14 protein-coding genes are annotated in these 15890 nt (G+C 39.2%); 13 read left to right on the top strand and 1 reads right to left on the bottom strand.

Annotated elements, in window-relative coordinates:
* The first annotated feature begins 169 nt into the window (after nucleotides 1-169).
* From glyA to EPA86_RS01735, 13 genes are all read left to right on the top strand, one after another.
* Entirely contained in the window at nucleotides 170-1426 is a 1257-nt protein-coding gene (glyA, locus tag EPA86_RS01795; protein WP_140601292.1) for a serine hydroxymethyltransferase, read from the top strand.
* 117 nt (nucleotides 1427-1543) lie between these two features.
* On the top strand, nucleotides 1544-2035 hold the full coding sequence (gene nrdR, locus EPA86_RS01790) for a transcriptional regulator NrdR (RefSeq protein ID WP_140601290.1): 492 nt from the start codon (nucleotides 1544-1546) through the stop codon (nucleotides 2033-2035).
* Nucleotides 2036-2046: 11 nt separating this feature from the next.
* On the top strand, nucleotides 2047-3273 hold the full coding sequence (gene ribD, locus EPA86_RS01785) for a bifunctional diaminohydroxyphosphoribosylaminopyrimidine deaminase/5-amino-6-(5-phosphoribosylamino)uracil reductase RibD (RefSeq protein WP_281284847.1): 1227 nt from the start codon (nucleotides 2047-2049) through the stop codon (nucleotides 3271-3273).
* 42 nt (nucleotides 3274-3315) lie between these two features.
* Nucleotides 3316-3984, top strand: a complete 669-nt coding sequence (locus EPA86_RS01780; RefSeq protein WP_140601287.1) for a riboflavin synthase — start codon at nucleotides 3316-3318, stop codon at nucleotides 3982-3984.
* Nucleotides 3985-4068: 84 nt separating this feature from the next.
* Nucleotides 4069-5178 carry a bifunctional 3,4-dihydroxy-2-butanone-4-phosphate synthase/GTP cyclohydrolase II gene (ribBA, locus tag EPA86_RS01775; protein WP_140601285.1) on the top strand — a complete coding sequence of 370 codons (1110 nt, stop codon included), beginning with the start codon at nucleotides 4069-4071 and terminating at the stop codon, nucleotides 5176-5178.
* Between the two features lie 95 nt (nucleotides 5179-5273).
* The gene (locus EPA86_RS01770) at nucleotides 5274-5699 is read left to right on the top strand and encodes a CopL family metal-binding regulatory protein (protein WP_140601283.1); all 426 of its coding nucleotides are present in this window, start codon (nucleotides 5274-5276) and stop codon (nucleotides 5697-5699) included.
* A gap of 245 nt (nucleotides 5700-5944) precedes the next feature.
* Nucleotides 5945-6472, top strand: a complete 528-nt coding sequence (locus EPA86_RS01765) for a DUF411 domain-containing protein (protein ID WP_140601281.1) — start codon at nucleotides 5945-5947, stop codon at nucleotides 6470-6472.
* Nucleotides 6472-7872: a TolC family protein gene (locus EPA86_RS01760; RefSeq protein ID WP_140601279.1), complete on the top strand. Its 1401-nt coding sequence runs from the start codon at nucleotides 6472-6474 to the stop codon at nucleotides 7870-7872. The genes EPA86_RS01765 and EPA86_RS01760 overlap by 1 nt, the downstream gene beginning before the upstream one ends.
* Nucleotides 7862-9379 carry an efflux RND transporter periplasmic adaptor subunit gene (locus tag EPA86_RS01755; protein ID WP_140601277.1) on the top strand — a complete coding sequence of 506 codons (1518 nt, stop codon included), beginning with the start codon at nucleotides 7862-7864 and terminating at the stop codon, nucleotides 9377-9379. The genes EPA86_RS01760 and EPA86_RS01755 overlap by 11 nt, the downstream gene beginning before the upstream one ends.
* 3 nt (nucleotides 9380-9382) lie before the next feature.
* Complete coding sequence (locus tag EPA86_RS01750; protein ID WP_140601275.1) at nucleotides 9383-12535, top strand: efflux RND transporter permease subunit; 3153 nt, start codon at nucleotides 9383-9385, stop codon at nucleotides 12533-12535.
* Between the two features lie 20 nt (nucleotides 12536-12555).
* The gene (locus EPA86_RS01745; RefSeq protein ID WP_246058203.1) at nucleotides 12556-13779 is read left to right on the top strand and encodes a hypothetical protein; all 1224 of its coding nucleotides are present in this window, start codon (nucleotides 12556-12558) and stop codon (nucleotides 13777-13779) included.
* A gap of 10 nt (nucleotides 13780-13789) precedes the next feature.
* Complete coding sequence (locus EPA86_RS01740; RefSeq protein ID WP_140601273.1) at nucleotides 13790-14566, top strand: PepSY domain-containing protein; 777 nt, start codon at nucleotides 13790-13792, stop codon at nucleotides 14564-14566.
* Complete coding sequence (locus tag EPA86_RS01735) at nucleotides 14566-15387, top strand: hypothetical protein (RefSeq protein ID WP_246058202.1); 822 nt, start codon at nucleotides 14566-14568, stop codon at nucleotides 15385-15387. The genes EPA86_RS01740 and EPA86_RS01735 overlap by 1 nt, the downstream gene beginning before the upstream one ends.
* A 165-nt stretch (nucleotides 15388-15552) precedes the next feature.
* Here EPA86_RS01735 and EPA86_RS01730 read toward each other — a convergent pair whose 3' ends face one another.
* Entirely contained in the window at nucleotides 15553-15762 is a 210-nt protein-coding gene (locus EPA86_RS01730; RefSeq protein WP_118958254.1) for a cold-shock protein, read from the bottom strand.
* Between the last annotated feature and the right edge of the window lie 128 nt (nucleotides 15763-15890).

Below are 15890 nucleotides of genomic sequence, written 5' to 3'. Positions count from 1 at the left end.
CTATCGAATTAAACACTAGGAAGTGCGGCATAATCCATTGCTAAATGAGATAAGCTATATGGTTTTTATCATGTACAAAACGGCTCATTTCAGGCAGAATACGCCGCATTAATTTTTGGGATAATCTCTTAACCGTTCCTGACACTGACAGGCCAATTGAGGAAAAAACATGTTTACTCGTGATATGAATATTGCAGATTTTGATGCTGAACTTTATCAAGCAATGACTAAAGAAGTTGAGCGTCAAGAAGAGCATATTGAATTAATTGCTTCAGAAAACTACTGTAGCCCGCGTGTTCTTGAAGCACAAGGCTCACAATTAACTAACAAGTACGCCGAAGGTTACCCAGGTAAGCGTTACTACGGTGGTTGTGAATATGTTGATATTGCTGAGCAATTAGCGATTGATCGTGCTAAAGAGTTATTTGGTGCAACCTATGCAAACGTACAGCCTCATGCCGGTTCTCAAGCAAATGCTGCAGTATTCCAAGCGTTAGTTACTCCAGGCGGTAAAGTGTTAGGGATGAGCCTTGCTCACGGTGGTCATTTAACACATGGCTCTCACGTGAACTTCTCTGGTAAATCATACGAAGCGTTCCAATACGGTTTACACCCAGAAACAGGTGATATTGATTATGAAGAGTTAGAGCGCTTAGCTGAAGAACATAAGCCAGAAATGATTATTGGTGGTTTCTCTGCTTTCTCTGGCGTAGTTGATTGGGCTCGTATGCGTAAGATCGCTGACAAAGTAGGCGCTTACTTTATGGTTGATATGGCTCATGTTGCAGGTCTTATTGCAGCTGGTTTATATCCAAACCCTGTGCCTCATGCCCATGTTGTTACCACAACAACACATAAAACATTAGCTGGCCCACGTGGTGGTTTAATTGTTTCAGCTTGTGATGACGAAGATGTTTATAAAAAATTAAACTCAGCGGTATTCCCAGGCGGTCAAGGTGGTCCATTAATGCATATTATTGCGGCAAAAGCGGTTGCATTTAAAGAAGCATTAGCACCTGAGTTTAAAACTTACCAACAAAAAGTGTTAGACAACGCAAAAGCAATGGTTGCTGTATTACAAGAACGTGGCTACAAAGTTGTATCTAATGGTACAGAAAACCACTTGTTACTTCTTGATTTGATTGATAAAGATATCACAGGTAAAGATGCTGATGCTGCGCTAGGTCGTGCACATATTACAGTTAACAAAAACTCAGTACCAAATGATCCGCGTTCTCCTTTTGTTACTTCTGGTCTTCGTTTAGGTACGCCTGCTGTGACTCGTCGTGGTTTTGGTGTTGAAGAAACACAAGCCTTAACAGGTTGGATTTGTGATATCTTAGACGATATTAACAATGAATCTGTTATTGAAGCTGTACAAGCTAAAGTAAAAGAACTTTGCGCACGTTTCCCTGTATACAAATAGAAACGGTTGCTATCGAGTTGATAGTGCAAACTAATTTACTAATTCAGTAAAAATTATATTAAAATGGTCGCCAATGAGCGGCCATTTTTTTTGGTTATATTTTAATAGAGGTAAGTTATGTATTGTCCTTTTTGTTCGGCACTTGAAACGAAAGTTATCGATTCGAGATTAGTTGCTGATGGTCACCAAGTAAGACGCAGAAGAGAATGCTTAGCATGCCATGAGCGTTATACTACCTTTGAAAGTGCAGAGCTTGTAATGCCGCGCATTATTAAGCGAGATGGAACACGTGAGCCGTTTAATGAAGAAAAAATGGCTAGTGGCTTAATGAGAGCCCTTGAAAAAAGACCTGTGGGTACCGAACAAGTAGAAGCAGCAATTAACAAACTAAAATCACAAATGCGCGCGACAGGTGAGCGAGAAATTACTAGTGAAATGTTGGGTAATTTAATTATGGCGCAATTGAAAGAACTAGATAAAGTCGCGTATTTGCGCTTCGCTTCTGTGTATTTATCGTTTGAAGATATTAGTGAGTTTGCCGATGAAATTGCTCGCCTAGGTAGCGAAAAAAATGGCAAAGATAAAAAATCCCGTCAAAAAAAGTCATAAGGTAATTTGATTTGACCAACACAGAGCAAGTCACAGGCTATTCGTTTTCAAAAACAGATTACGAATATATGGCACAAGCTATTCGTTTAGCGCAAAAGGGGCTTTATACTACGTCGCCTAACCCACGTGTAGGCTGTGTTCTTGTACAAAATGATCAAATAATAGGTGAGGGTTATCATCAAAAAGCAGGCCAAGGTCATGCTGAAGTTAACGCAATAGCTGATGTAAAAAAACGCTTTCCTAACTCCTTTGTTGAGCAGTTAAAGGGCTGTACTGCTTATGTAACGTTAGAACCTTGTAGTCATTTTGGTTTGACACCACCTTGTGCACAAGGGCTGATTAATGCCAAAGTTGGCCGTGTAGTTTCAGCAATGGTTGACCCTAACCCTAGCGTGTCGGGTAACGGGTTAGCAATGCTGGATAATGCCGGTATTACAAGTCAATCTGGCTTATTAGCGCAAGAAGCTAAAGCTCTTAATCCTGGTTTTATTAAGCGCATGAGCGAAAACCTCCCCTATGTGCGTTGTAAGTTAGCGTCGAGTTTAGATGGTAAAACAGCCATGGCTAATGGTGAGAGCCAATGGATAACAGCAAGTCATGCTAGAAAAGATGTTCAACGGTTAAGAGCGCAAAGTTGTGCTGTTATTACTGGAGCAGATTCAGTGATAGTTGACAATGCTAAAATGAATGTGCGCTGGCAGGAGCTTGGTGAGCTTCGTCATCACTATAAAAAAGAGACAGTGCGACAACCTGTACGAGTCATAATTGATAGTCAAAATAGATTAACACCCGATCTAGCTATTTTTCAGCAACACTCTCCTATTATTATTGTGGGAGTAGCAAAAAATAAAAGTATTGAACCAAGCCTTGAAAAAGCGCAGCAATGGCCACATTTTGTAGAGCATGTAACAGTAAGTGAAAGTATTCAAACTCACCATCAGTCAAATGAGCATACTAAAGCTAAAGTAGACTTAGCTGACTTGTTGCTTAGCCTAGCAAAAAAAGGCTTTAACGAAGTGCTGGTGGAATCAGGCGCTCAACTCGCGGGAGCGTTTATTGAGCAAGGCTTAGTAGATGAACTTATTTTATATCAAGCGCCTAAATTAATGGGAGCTGAGGCAAAAAGTCTCGTTAATATGCCAAGTATTAAGTCACTATCTGCGGCTAAAGAGCTTGATATTGTTGATATCTGCAAGGTAGGCCGTGATATTAGAATTACCGCTAAACTGATTAACTAAAGCTTAGTTAGCTAACAAATTTAAAATTATATTGAGAACACTATGTTTACTGGAATTATTGAAGCCGTAGGTACAATTAAAGCAATAGATATAAATGCCAATGGAGCACGCCTTGTTATTGCTACCAATACACTTGATATGGGCGATGTTAAGCTAGGTGACTCTATCGCCACTAATGGTATTTGTTTAACGGTTATTGCTTTTGATTCAACCAGTTTTACCGCTGATGTGTCTAATGAAACATTAACCCGTACCGGCTTTGCTGAATATCAAGTGGGCGCTCAAGTGAATTTAGAAAAGGCAATGCTAGCCAGCACACGTTTTGGCGGTCATATGGTATCAGGGCATGTCGATGGTGTTTCACAAATCAAATCCATTACCAATAATGGTAATAGTATTGAATACTGGTTAACGATGCCAAACGATTTAGCCCATTATATTGCTGAAAAAGGTTCAATTACTGTTGATGGTACCAGTCTGACAATAAATGCTTTAAGCGATGATAGTTTTCGTTTAACGATTGTGCCACATACAGTGAAAGAGACTATTTTTGCTCATTATAAAGCAGGCACTAAAGTAAATATTGAAGTGGATTTAATTGCTCGGTATTTAGAAAGGTTATTACTAGGTAATAAAGAACTTGGTAAAAATGATGCTCCTAAATCAAACATAAATGAAGCCATGCTAGCTAAAGCAGGTTTTCTTAAGTAACTCATAAATTAGAGCCTTATAACAAGGCTTTATAAAATCAGATAAGCAGCAAATGTGATACGTTGCGACAAGCAAGAGGCCAACATGAATTTAAATACCCCAAAGGAAATAATCGAAGATATCGCTCTAGGTAAAATGGTTATTTTGATGGACGATGAAGATCGAGAAAATGAAGGTGACTTCATCATGGCTGCTGAAAAAGTAACGCCTGAAGCGATTAATTTTATGGCTACTCATGGGCGAGGCTTGATTTGTATGCCTATGAGTCGAGAAAAATGTCAAACTTTAAAACTGCCTTTAATGGTTGATAAAAATGATGCGCAGTTTAGTACGAATTTTACTGTGTCAATTGAAGCGGCTACGGGGGTTACTACCGGTATATCGGCAGCTGATAGAGCAACCACGGTTTTAGCTGCCGCTGCAAAAGAGGCTACCCATTTAGATATCGTGCAACCGGGTCATATCTTTCCTTTGATTGCTAAAGATGGTGGTGTACTTAATCGTGCAGGACATACTGAGGCTGGTGTTGATATCGCTAGGATGGCGGGATTTGAGCCTGCAGCAGTTATCGTTGAAATTCTGAATGAAGATGGCACTATGGCGCGTCGTCCTGATCTAGAACTGATTGCGCAAAAACACGATATAAAAATGGGCACTATTGCTGATTTAATTGAGTATCGTAATGCAACAGAAACAACTATTGAGCGCATTTCTCAATGTAAACTACCTACTGCTTTCGGTGATTTTGACTTAACGGTATTTAAAGACACCATTGATGGTCAGGCGCATTTTGCCTTATCAAAAGGTGAAATTAAGGCTGAGCAACCAACACTTGTGCGTGTGCACCTAGAAAATACCTTTAGAGACTTGTTATATAGTCAGCGTGAAAGCGTAGCAACTTGGCCTATTGCTGATGCGTTAGAAAAAATAGGTAAAGAAGGTGGTGTATTGGTTTTATTAGGAAAGCACGAATCTCCTAACGAACTAATTAATTTAGTTGAGAAGTACGCGAAAATTGATGCCGGAGAAACAGTTAAAGAGATCAATCGTCATGTTGGCTCTCGTAATGTAGGTGTTGGCTCTCAAATCTTAGCAAACTTAGGAGTAAGTAAAATGCGCTTATTAAGCTCACAAACTAAATATCACTCGCTTTCTGGTTTTGGCCTTGAAGTTGTTGAGTATATTGCTGATTAGGCATTATTTTAAATATTACTCTAGGTATTAGGGCAAGTGATTTATAAGTGCAACCTTGCTTTGTCACTTACCTTAATGCTAGGATTATTTTATATTTGAATTCAAATTGGTATGAACAGGCTGGTACTTTCTTGTCTATTGTGAAAAGAACATTAATCTTACTACTGGTGTCTTTGACCTTTATTGGTCAAGGAATGGCTGCGTCGTTAATGTCTTATCAAATGATTGCATCAAAGACACAAAGTATGAGTACCATGTCAATGCCTTCCCATCATGGTCATATGACTAGCCAACAAAAACAGTCAATGGAGATGATGTCACACCATATGACTGATACTGATGATAAATGCTGTAGCAGTGATTGCCAGTGTCTCGTCAGTGGCTGCTTTAGTGTGCTTGCTTTATCTAATATGCAAACTCCGTCAGTTATCCTCGATATAACGGATAAAATCAGCCAAAATACACTTATGCTGCCTCAGCAAGTAATGCCTCCTCTTTTTAGACCTCCCATCCTTAGCTAGCACGGCGTTTTTGTGCCTGTAGAACTCACCTAAAGTTATAAGTAAAGTTTTAACTTAAGTGCTGCGTCTGAAATTTATACATCTAAACATCAGTAAATCAATTAACAATATTTCTTAAAAAGGAATGGCAAAGTTTATTCACTGTATTGCTTGATGTAATGATCCCATTTTAAAAAGGTTTTAGTAGTTTACTCTGCTGACTAAGCTTCAACGCTTAGATATTAATTTTGCCATCTGGAGGCATAATGTTTTCGATTAATTTTTTATCGTGGCGCACTGCACCACGTTTTGTCCTCGCAATTGTTTTTTCATCACTTGTCGCTTGTTCACCAGTTGAAGCTGATAAAGCCCCTCAGACTTTAGTGAGTCAGAAGACTGAAATACTGACTGTTTATAAAGATGCCAATTGTGGCTGTTGCGAAAAATGGATAACTCACTTGTCCTCTCAAGGGCTGCAATCTGATGTCATAAATCATGAAAATATGGCCGTGATAAAACAAGAATTTAATATCGCTGCTCGATATCGCTCTTGTCATACTGCAGTGTCATCACAAGGATATTTTTTTGAAGGCCATATTCCTGCTAAGTATATTACAAAGTTTTTAGCAGAGCAGCATGAAGACGTTATTGGACTTACAGCACCTGCCATGCCTCTTGGCTCACCAGGAATGGAGGTGGGCGACAAGTTTATGCCTTATCAGATTTTGCTCATAAAAGCTGATGGCAGTCATGAGATTTATGCCAAAGTTGACTCTTATGAGGAACAGTTTTAATGAAAAAATTAGCTTCACCACTGTTGGTGTTATTCAGTGTGTTTGTTGGTCAAGAACAGGTTTTCGCAAAAGCAACTGCTGAGCCATTAACATTGAAAAAATCAATCCAATTAGCTTGGCAAAATGATCCTTGGCTAAATGGAAATAAACATAGTCAAAAAGCCCTCGAATTAAAAAGTGATGCAGAAGGCACCTTAGATGATCCAAAAATTTCTATGGCGATTGCAAATTTACCCACCAATGGTTTTGATTTTCAGCAAGAGGCTATGACGCAATTTAAACTCGGCATTTCGCAAACGTTTGAGCGGGGCAACAGCTTATCAATCAAGCAAAAACAGCTGCGCTTTGAAGCCGAGCAATACCCATTGATGAGGGCTGATAGAAAAGCCAAAGTTGCGGTTAAAGTAGGTCAGCTTTGGCTTGATTTATTTCGTGTTAATCAGAGTATTGCCTTAATAGAGCAAAACAGAAGTTTGTTTGAGCAATTAGGGCAAGTTGCAGAGGCAAGTTATGGCAGTGGCGTAGGAAGAACAAGACAGCAAGACATAGTCAGAGCACAATTGGAGCTAACGCGCTTAGAAGATAAGTTATATCAATTATCAGAGCAACAAGGCAGTATTCAAGGACGCCTAGCTCCTTGGCTGTTTGATGTGCAACTTGAACAAAAATCAATGGCCGATTCCGCTTTAAAGCCATCAGTAATGATCTCGAATTTATTACCCAATATTGATTTGCTTGCGAGCGAACCTATGCAGGCATCAAGGCAAGAAAATCATCATGTATTAGTCGGATATTTTGCTCATCATCCTGCGGTAAAAGCAATGGATAAAAAAGTTGATATGAGTGAGGCTTCGACAGAGCTAGCCAAGCAAAAATATCAGCCACAATGGGGAGTAAATGCTAGTTATGGTTATCGTGATGATGATCCTTTTGGACAATCAAGAGCCGATCTTTTCTCTGTTGGAGTGACTTTTGACTTGCCGTTGTTTACTGAGAATAAGCAAGATAAATCGGTGATGTCTAGTTATTCTCAAACGCAAGCAGTCAAAACAGAAAAGCAATTATTATTAAGAGAGATGCTAACAGGATTTTTTAGTGCAAAAGAACGATTATTAAGATTAAACAAACGACTTGATTTATATAAAGATAAATTATTACCGCAAATCCATGATCAAGTTCAAGCATCGTTAACCGCTTATACCAATGAGGCGGGAGATTTTGCTGAAGTGGTGCGGGCAAGGATTGCAGTATTAACGGCCCAATTAGAGCAATTGTCTATTGACGTTACTAAGCAGAAACTCATTCTAGAAATTAATTATTTTTTTGTTGGTACGTTAACCAATGAAAATTCTCAACAGTCAAACCAAAAGCTGGCTCAGGGAGTTAGTTATGAACAATAAATTTCAACATATTCAGTTAAAGTATTTAATTATCGCTTTTGCTCTTGGTGCTTTAGTTTTCGGGGCATTAATTCCTATTGGTTCTTCATTCATAAAAGCATCGGATGATAGTTCAGAAAGCTCAGAAAAAAATGAAGCTGAAAAGCCTTTGTATTGGGTCGCGCCTATGGATGCTAATTACCGTCGTGATGAACCGGGGAAATCTCCAATGGGTATGGATTTAGTACCGGTTTACCAAGACTCGAGTTCATCAATAGATGAAGGTGTAGGCACAATTAGAATTTCTGCTGATGTTGTTAATAACCTTGGTGTCAGAACAGCCACCGTTAAAAAAGATATCCTTAATAATGAAATAAAGACTGTAGGTTATGTCACTTATGATGAAGATAAATTACATCATATTCATCCGAGAGTTGATGGCTGGATAGAAAAGCTTTATGTGAAAACAACAGGGGCTATGGTGACAAAAGGCCAGCCTCTTTATGATATTTATTCTCCTCAGCTGGTTAATGCTCAAGAAGAATTATTGTTGGCACTGTCGCGCAATAACCAAAGGTTAATAACCGCGGCAAAAAACAGGTTAGTTGCACTGCAATTGCCCAAGTCAGCTATTGAAGAAATACAACGATTTAAGAATGTAAAACAAAGCATTACCTTTTATGCACCTCATAATGGCGTGGTCGAGAACTTAAACATTCGTGAGGGCTTTTATGTAAAGCCTGGTGCAACGCTTATGTCTATTGGTGATTTATCTCAAGTTTGGTTAGAGGCAGAAGTATTTGAGCGACAAGCTACACAAGTGCATCAAGGCAGCCCAGTGACTTTGACCATGGATTATTTACCTGGCAAAGCCTTTCTAGGGGAAGTTGATTACGTATATCCTGTGCTGGCAAAGCAAACACGCACCATTAAAGTACGTATCAGGCTAGATAATCGTCACGGTCAATTTAAGCCTAATATGTTTGCACAGGTTGTTATCCACGCCAGTGATAATCAAGAAAGGTTAGTCATTCCTAAAGAAGCACTTATTCGAACAGGTAATCAATCTCGTGTTGTATTAGCGCTTGGTGATGGGCATTTTAAATCAGTTGAAGTGAGCTCTGGTCGTTTTGACCAGTACTTTGTTGAGATATTATCAGGACTTTATGAAGGCGATGATGTAGTAACTTCTGCACAATTTTTACTGGATTCTGAGTCGAGCAAGTCTTCTGACTTTATGCGCTTACATCACTCCGTAAAATCGCAAGAAGACCGTGAATCTGAACCAGCAAGTAAAGCGGAAACTTCGGGTGTTATTAACGTACTTATGCCACAGCATAACATGGCTAATATCTCGCGCGAGGCCATTGCTAAATGGAATAGACCTGCAGCAACGATGGATTTTATTTTTGCTGAATCTATTGATTTGAATGAATTGCAAGTCGGTGACAACATCGATTTTAGCTTTGAGATTCGTGATGGTGATTTTGTCATTACTCATTTTTCATTAAGTGTTAAGCAGGAGTAAGCCATGATTGCCGCAATTATTCGATGGTCTGTGCATAATCGTGTGCTGGTACTCATTGCCAGTGTTATGTTGGTTTTATCAGGGCTATATTCGATAAAACAAACGCCGGTAGATGCGCTACCTGATTTATCTGATGTGCAAGTGATCATTAAAACCAGTTATCCTGGTCAAGCGCCACAAGTTGTTGAAGACCAAGTGACCTACCCGTTAACAACCGCAATGTTATCTGTGCCTGGCGCTGAAACAGTAAGAGGTTTTTCTTTTTTTGGTGACTCATATGTTTATGTCATTTTTAATGAAAAAACAGATTTATATTGGGCGCGTACCCGAGTTTTGGAGTATTTAAGTCAAGTTTCAGCGAGTTTACCCAAAAGTGCCACACCACAATTGGGCCCTGATGCAACGGGCGTAGGTTGGGTTTATCTGTATGCCTTAGTTGATAAAACTGGGCAGCATGATATTAGTCAATTAAGAAGCATACAAGATTGGTTCTTAAAGTATGAATTACAAACGGTTACTGGCGTGTCTGAAGTTAGTGTGCTTGGTGGTATGGTTAAACAATATCAAGTACAAGTTAACCCAGATAAATTACGCGCATTTGATATACCTTTGTCACTGATACAAACGGCAATTAAGCAAGGCAATCAAGAAATTGGCGCATCAGTGATCGAAATGGCTGAAGCGGAGTATATAGTCAGGGCAACAGGCTATATAAAAAGCCCTCAAGACCTAGAAAACATTCCTTTAGGCGCTAACCGAAATGGCACGCCAATCTTATTAAAAGATGTCGCTGATGTGGTTATCGGCCCACAAATGCGTCGTGGTATAGCAGAGCTTAATGGTAAAGGAGAAACTGTTGGCGGAATTGTGGTTATGCGCTATGGCGAGAATGCTCAGCAAGTCATTAAAGGGGTAAAAGCAAAGCTAGCACAATTAAAGCAAGGGCTACCTGAAGGCGTAGAAGTTATCCCTGTGTATGATCGTTCGGCATTAATCGAGCGTGCAGTTACTAACTTATCTGATAAATTAGTTGAGGAGTTTATTGTTGTTGCCTTAGTGTGCATGGTTTTTTTATTCCATGTTCGCTCTTCATTGGTCGCTATTATCAGCTTACCTGTAGGTATTCTCACTGCATTTATAGTGATGCATTTACAAGGTTTAAATGCCAATATCATGTCTTTAGGGGGCATCGCAATTGCCATTGGTGCCATGATAGATGGTGCTATCGTCATGATTGAAAATATGCACAAGCATATTGAAGCACAGCCTGAAGGGAGCAAGATATCAAGTCATAAACGCTGGCAAATTGTGATTGACTCAGCAACCGAGGTAGGGCCCGCTTTGTTTTTTAGCTTGCTCATTATTACCGTAAGCTTTTTACCTGTCTTTACTTTAGAAGCTCAAGAAGGCCGCATGTTCTCTCCCTTGGCCTTTACTAAAACTTATGCCATGGCAGCCGCCGCAGCCTTAGCGATTACTTTAGTACCTGTACTCATGGGGTATTTTATTCGAGGTAAAATAGTCAAAGAGCATGATAATCCGGTAAATAAATTACTTACCTTCTTATACCTTCCGCTGTTAAAAACGGTACTTAATTACCCTAAAACTACCTTAGTGTCAGCAGTGTTATTTGTTTTGCTTGGCTTGTGGCCGGTCAATAAAATTGGCAGTGAATTTATTCCTCCTCTCGATGAAGGGGATTTGATGTATATGCCGACCACGTACCCTGGAATTTCCATCGGCCAAGCAAGGCAGCTATTACAGCAAACAGATAAATTAATTTACAGTATTCCAGAGGTGGAGTCTGTTTTAGGAAAAGTAGGTCGTGCAGAAACTGCAACAGATTCTGCGCCACTCACTATGATTGAAAGTTATATTCAATTAAAGCCTCGGGCACTGTGGCGAGAAGGCGTGACCTTGGCAAGTTTAAAACAAGAGCTTGATACGTTAGTGAAGTTACCTGGTGTTACTAATGCTTGGGTTATGCCAATTAAAACGCGTATTGATATGTTAGCAACAGGCATCAAAACACCTGTAGGTATTAAGATATCAGGTCCTGATTTAGGTGAAATTCAGCGTATAGGGCAGCAAATAGAAAACATCTTGGCTGATGTTCAGGGTACAGCATCGGTATATTCAGAACGTGTTGCTGGTGGACGTTATATTAAAGTTGATATACAACGAGCTAAAGCTGCTAGGTATGGGTTAAATATTGCAGATATTCAGCAAGTAGTTGCAACGGCCATTGGTGGCATGAATGTAAGTAAAACGGTTGAGGGGCTAGAGCGTTACCCCATTAGTTTGCGATATCCGCAGGCGTACCGAGATTCGCCAGAGCAATTAGCTAAGCTACCCATCGTTACCCCTAATGGCCAGCGTATAGTGCTTGGTGATGTTGCTAATATTTTCATTGAAGATGGTCCTCCTGGCATTAAATCAGAGAATGCCCGTTTAACGGGTTGGTCGTACATAGATATAAAACAAAAAGGGCAGGGTGGTGTTGATATTGGCCACTATATTGAAAATGCGCAACGTGTCTTAAAAGAGCAACTTGTATTACCCGCAGGGTATTCCATTACTTGGGCGGGACAATATGAATATATGCAACGTGCGAAAGAAAAATTAAGCTATGTTGTGCCACTTACTTTAGCCATTATTATTATTCTATTGTATGTGAACTTTAAAAATATTATTGAAGTGGCCATGATCATGGGTACTTTGCCGCTCGCTATGGTGGGTAGTATGTGGCTAATGTATATTGAAGGGTACAATTTTTCTGTGGCGGTGGGAGTTGGATTTATCGCCCTAGCTGGTGTAGCTGTTGAAATTGGTGTCATAATGTTAGTTTACTTAAACCAAGCATATCATGATGTTTTGCTAAGTTGTAAAGCCAATAAAGCAACCTTAACCAAGCAAGCGGTTTATCAAGCCGTATTAATGGGGGCAGGCAAGCGTGTTAGGCCTGTTATGATGACGGCGCTTTCAATTATTGTCGGCTTATTGCCAATTTTATATGGCACAGGTACCGGCTCAGAAGTGATGAGTCGCATTGCTGCACCTATGGTTGGTGGAATGGTAAGTGCTTTGTTATTAACGCTTTTAGTGCTACCTACAATATTTTATTTATGGCGTAGTGCCAACATTAACAAAGAATAAGATGAATATTAGGACGATTTATGGTTTTTTACGTAAAAAAGTTAGTAGTTGCTTTAATGTTAGCTTTAACATTAACGGGCTGTGCAACTGAGCCTAGGCAAAACTATCCAAAAGATGATCTTGCATTAAAAGGCAGTCATCACAGCACAACGTTAGCTTTAACTGTGGAAGAATTACGATTAAATAAAGCCATGCAGGCTATGCCTGATATTCAGCACTTTTTTGATTGGGCTGAATTTAAGCAAACATGGCCGCAGCAAACTGATTTCTATCAAGCAAAACAAGTAGTGACTCTGCTTGGTGATGAATTATGGCAATACAGTAAGCAACAAGCTCAATTAGGGAAGTTAGTTGATGACAGGCCTCTATATTGGACTCGTTTAGGGATTAACGCCTTTATTAAGCAGCACAGTATAGGCTTTAGTGAAAGTGAGACCATTGCTCTTGTAGAACTTTTTGAAAATGTCTCAAGAGGGCGCAGTGATTTAGCTTATCGTCAACCGGTCGAGAAACGAATACTACTGACAGGATTTGATCCTTTTTTACTTGATAGAAATATCGAGCAAAGTAATCCGTCTGGTCTAGCTGCGCTTTTGCTGGACGGCACCGTGATTGAATACCAAGGGGAAGATGGACTTGTACGTGCTGAAATTAATACTGCAATGATCCCCGTAAGGTATGAAGATTTTGAGCAAGGTGAAGTTGAATCCTTGTTAGCGCCTTTTTATGCCGTTAACAATGTTGATTTAATTGCGACTATCTCAATGGGCAGAAAGGACTTCGATCTCGAGCACTTTCCAGGCCTAAGACGAAGCGCAAAAGCACCTGATAATGTCAATGTTTATACAGGGGCAAGCAAAAGTAACCCTATCGTGCCAAAGCTTTCTGGCAAAGCATTATCTAATGAAGAGTTTGTGTTATTTAGCTTGCCTGTTAAAGCAATGCAGCGAGCTAAAGGGCCTTATAAAATAAATGATAATAAGAAAGTGACCACAATGAGCAAAACTTTCTCACCACAACATCTTAATGAGTTATCAGGTGAAATTGCGGTTGAGGGTGGTGGTGGTGGCTACCTTTCTAATGAAATATCGTATCGCAGTATATTGTTAAGAAATAAGCTTTCATCTTCTATTCCAACAGGCCATATTCATACGCCAAGAATTAAAGGTTTTGATAAACAAGTCAATCAAGGTATTTTTCTGCAAATTAAAGCCATGTTAACCGAAGCGCTGAGCGATATATAAGGGAATGAATGTGTCTTGGCATAAAACGAGTAGAACGCTCCATAAATGGTTAATGTTGTTTGTTGGTATTCAGTTTTTAATTTGGTCAATATCAGGTCTTTATATGGTAGTGATGGACATACACTATATTCATGGAGATACATTGATAAAACCGTCAAACAATCATGGAAACATACAAGAGCTAGCGTTAGACAACACCGATGGAAATAATACTGTTTATAGTTTACACAGTAGTCAGTTGAATTTTTCTATAATGCAGTTAATGCAGCGTTATCCCGACGCTGAAAATATTGAGCTAGATAGATTACTTACGCATACGGTATATCGGTTTAAAGTTGATGGACAATTTCATTTAATCAATGCGGATAACGGTGTACTGTTGTCACCTATTTCTATAGGCACTGCGATAAAAGTGGCTCAAAGCCAATACAGTGGTGATATGAGTTCAAGTGATTTTCATGTTAGTTATTTGTCAGATCAAGCGCCAAGGGAGCTCAGTGCAAGGCACTTACCTGTTTGGCGTATTGATATCGATGATGCAGCTAATCCAACACTATATGTAAGCGCTCATTCAGGGAAGGTGATAACTAAACGTCACAGTTATTGGCGTGTCTTTGATTGGATGTTTGCTTTTCATGTGATGGATTATATTGAAGAGTCGGCTGATAATTGGTTATTACTTTGTGTGAGCGTTATTGCCTCAATAGCAAGTTTTTTTGGCTTAATACTGATTTACTATCGGGTATTGAATCAAGGTAAATTACGCACAATTGTAGGAAGAAATTAATGGCTGCGAAGATTAATCGTAAAAATGTCTTATTAGATGAAAGAGTGAGTGAAAAAGCCATTAAAAAATCAAGAAAGATGAAATTGCCACCATTAGCAAAAATCCATAAATGGCTAGCGGTTTTGGTCTTTGCACAAGTTTTTATCTGGCTAGGAACAGGGCTATTTTTTAATTTAATGGATCATGACAAAGCGCGTGGTAACCAGTATCGAGCTAAATTGTTAAATAAAGAAATTGATGTATCTCGCTTAATAGAGCCAAAGCAAGTGTTAACTCAACTAGAACAAGATACAAATAAAGCGGTAAACTCAATTCGGTTAATACAACGAGTAGATACGCCGTATTACCTAGTTAATCACCAACAAGGGTTATATAAACATTTCGTAAACCAGTATTCGCTGGTCAATGCCTATAGTGGTGAAGTGAAGTTAGTTGATGACAAAATGGCAAAACGTATTGCTAAACAGAGCTACAACGGCGATGGAGCCATTAGCCAAGTGAATCGATTGAATCCCCCGATTGACGACTTTCTCAAAGAGCAAAACCCTGTTTGGCAGGTAAATTTTGATGATGAGGTGAACACTAGTGTTTATATTGAAGTAGGCTCAGGCCGGCTGGTAGGACATAGTAATGACGATAAGCGTTTTGTTGATTTTTTCTTTATGTTGCACTTTATGGATTATGGCTTATTTGGAAATAATCGAACGGGTGGTTTTAATCACGGACAAAGTGTGCTGTTCGCATTTTTGATGTTGTTATTTAGTATTACAGGGGCTGTTTGGACCGTTAGATTATGGCGTAAGGGACGATATAAAATATAAAGCTTTAGCTAAGTATAGCCCAAGATGAATCCAGGTTAGTTAAGCAATATGAAGTAGGGATTTTCTGTAGCAGAAATACTTTATTATCGAACAGAAACAAAAAAGCGAAGATGAAATTAATCAATCTTCGCTTTTTGCTTATTTGCGTTTAAAAAACGCGAATAATTATAAAGCAGTTACGTTTTCTGCTTCAGGTCCTTTTTGACCTTGTTTTACACTGAACGATACTGATTGACCGTCAGCTAAAGTGCGGAAACCGTCACCCGTGATTGCACTGAAGTGAACAAACACGTCAGGACCATTTTCTTGCTCAATAAAACCGAAACCTTTAGTTTCGTTGAAAAATTTAACTTTACCAGTAACTGTATCTGACATACCAACATTTTCCCGTAGTCATAATTAAAAATGTGATCCTAATTTAATAACATTATTAAATTAGTAATGATCGTTATACCCGAGTAAATGCCCTCTACCATAAGTAGTACAGGAAGAGGAAGGAAACA

Origin of the sequence: Litorilituus lipolyticus (genome assembly GCF_006439335.1) — a bacterium.
Classification (GTDB): domain Bacteria; phylum Pseudomonadota; class Gammaproteobacteria; order Enterobacterales; family Alteromonadaceae; genus Colwellia; species Colwellia lipolytica.
This window is presented reverse-complemented; position numbering and strand designations above follow the sequence as displayed.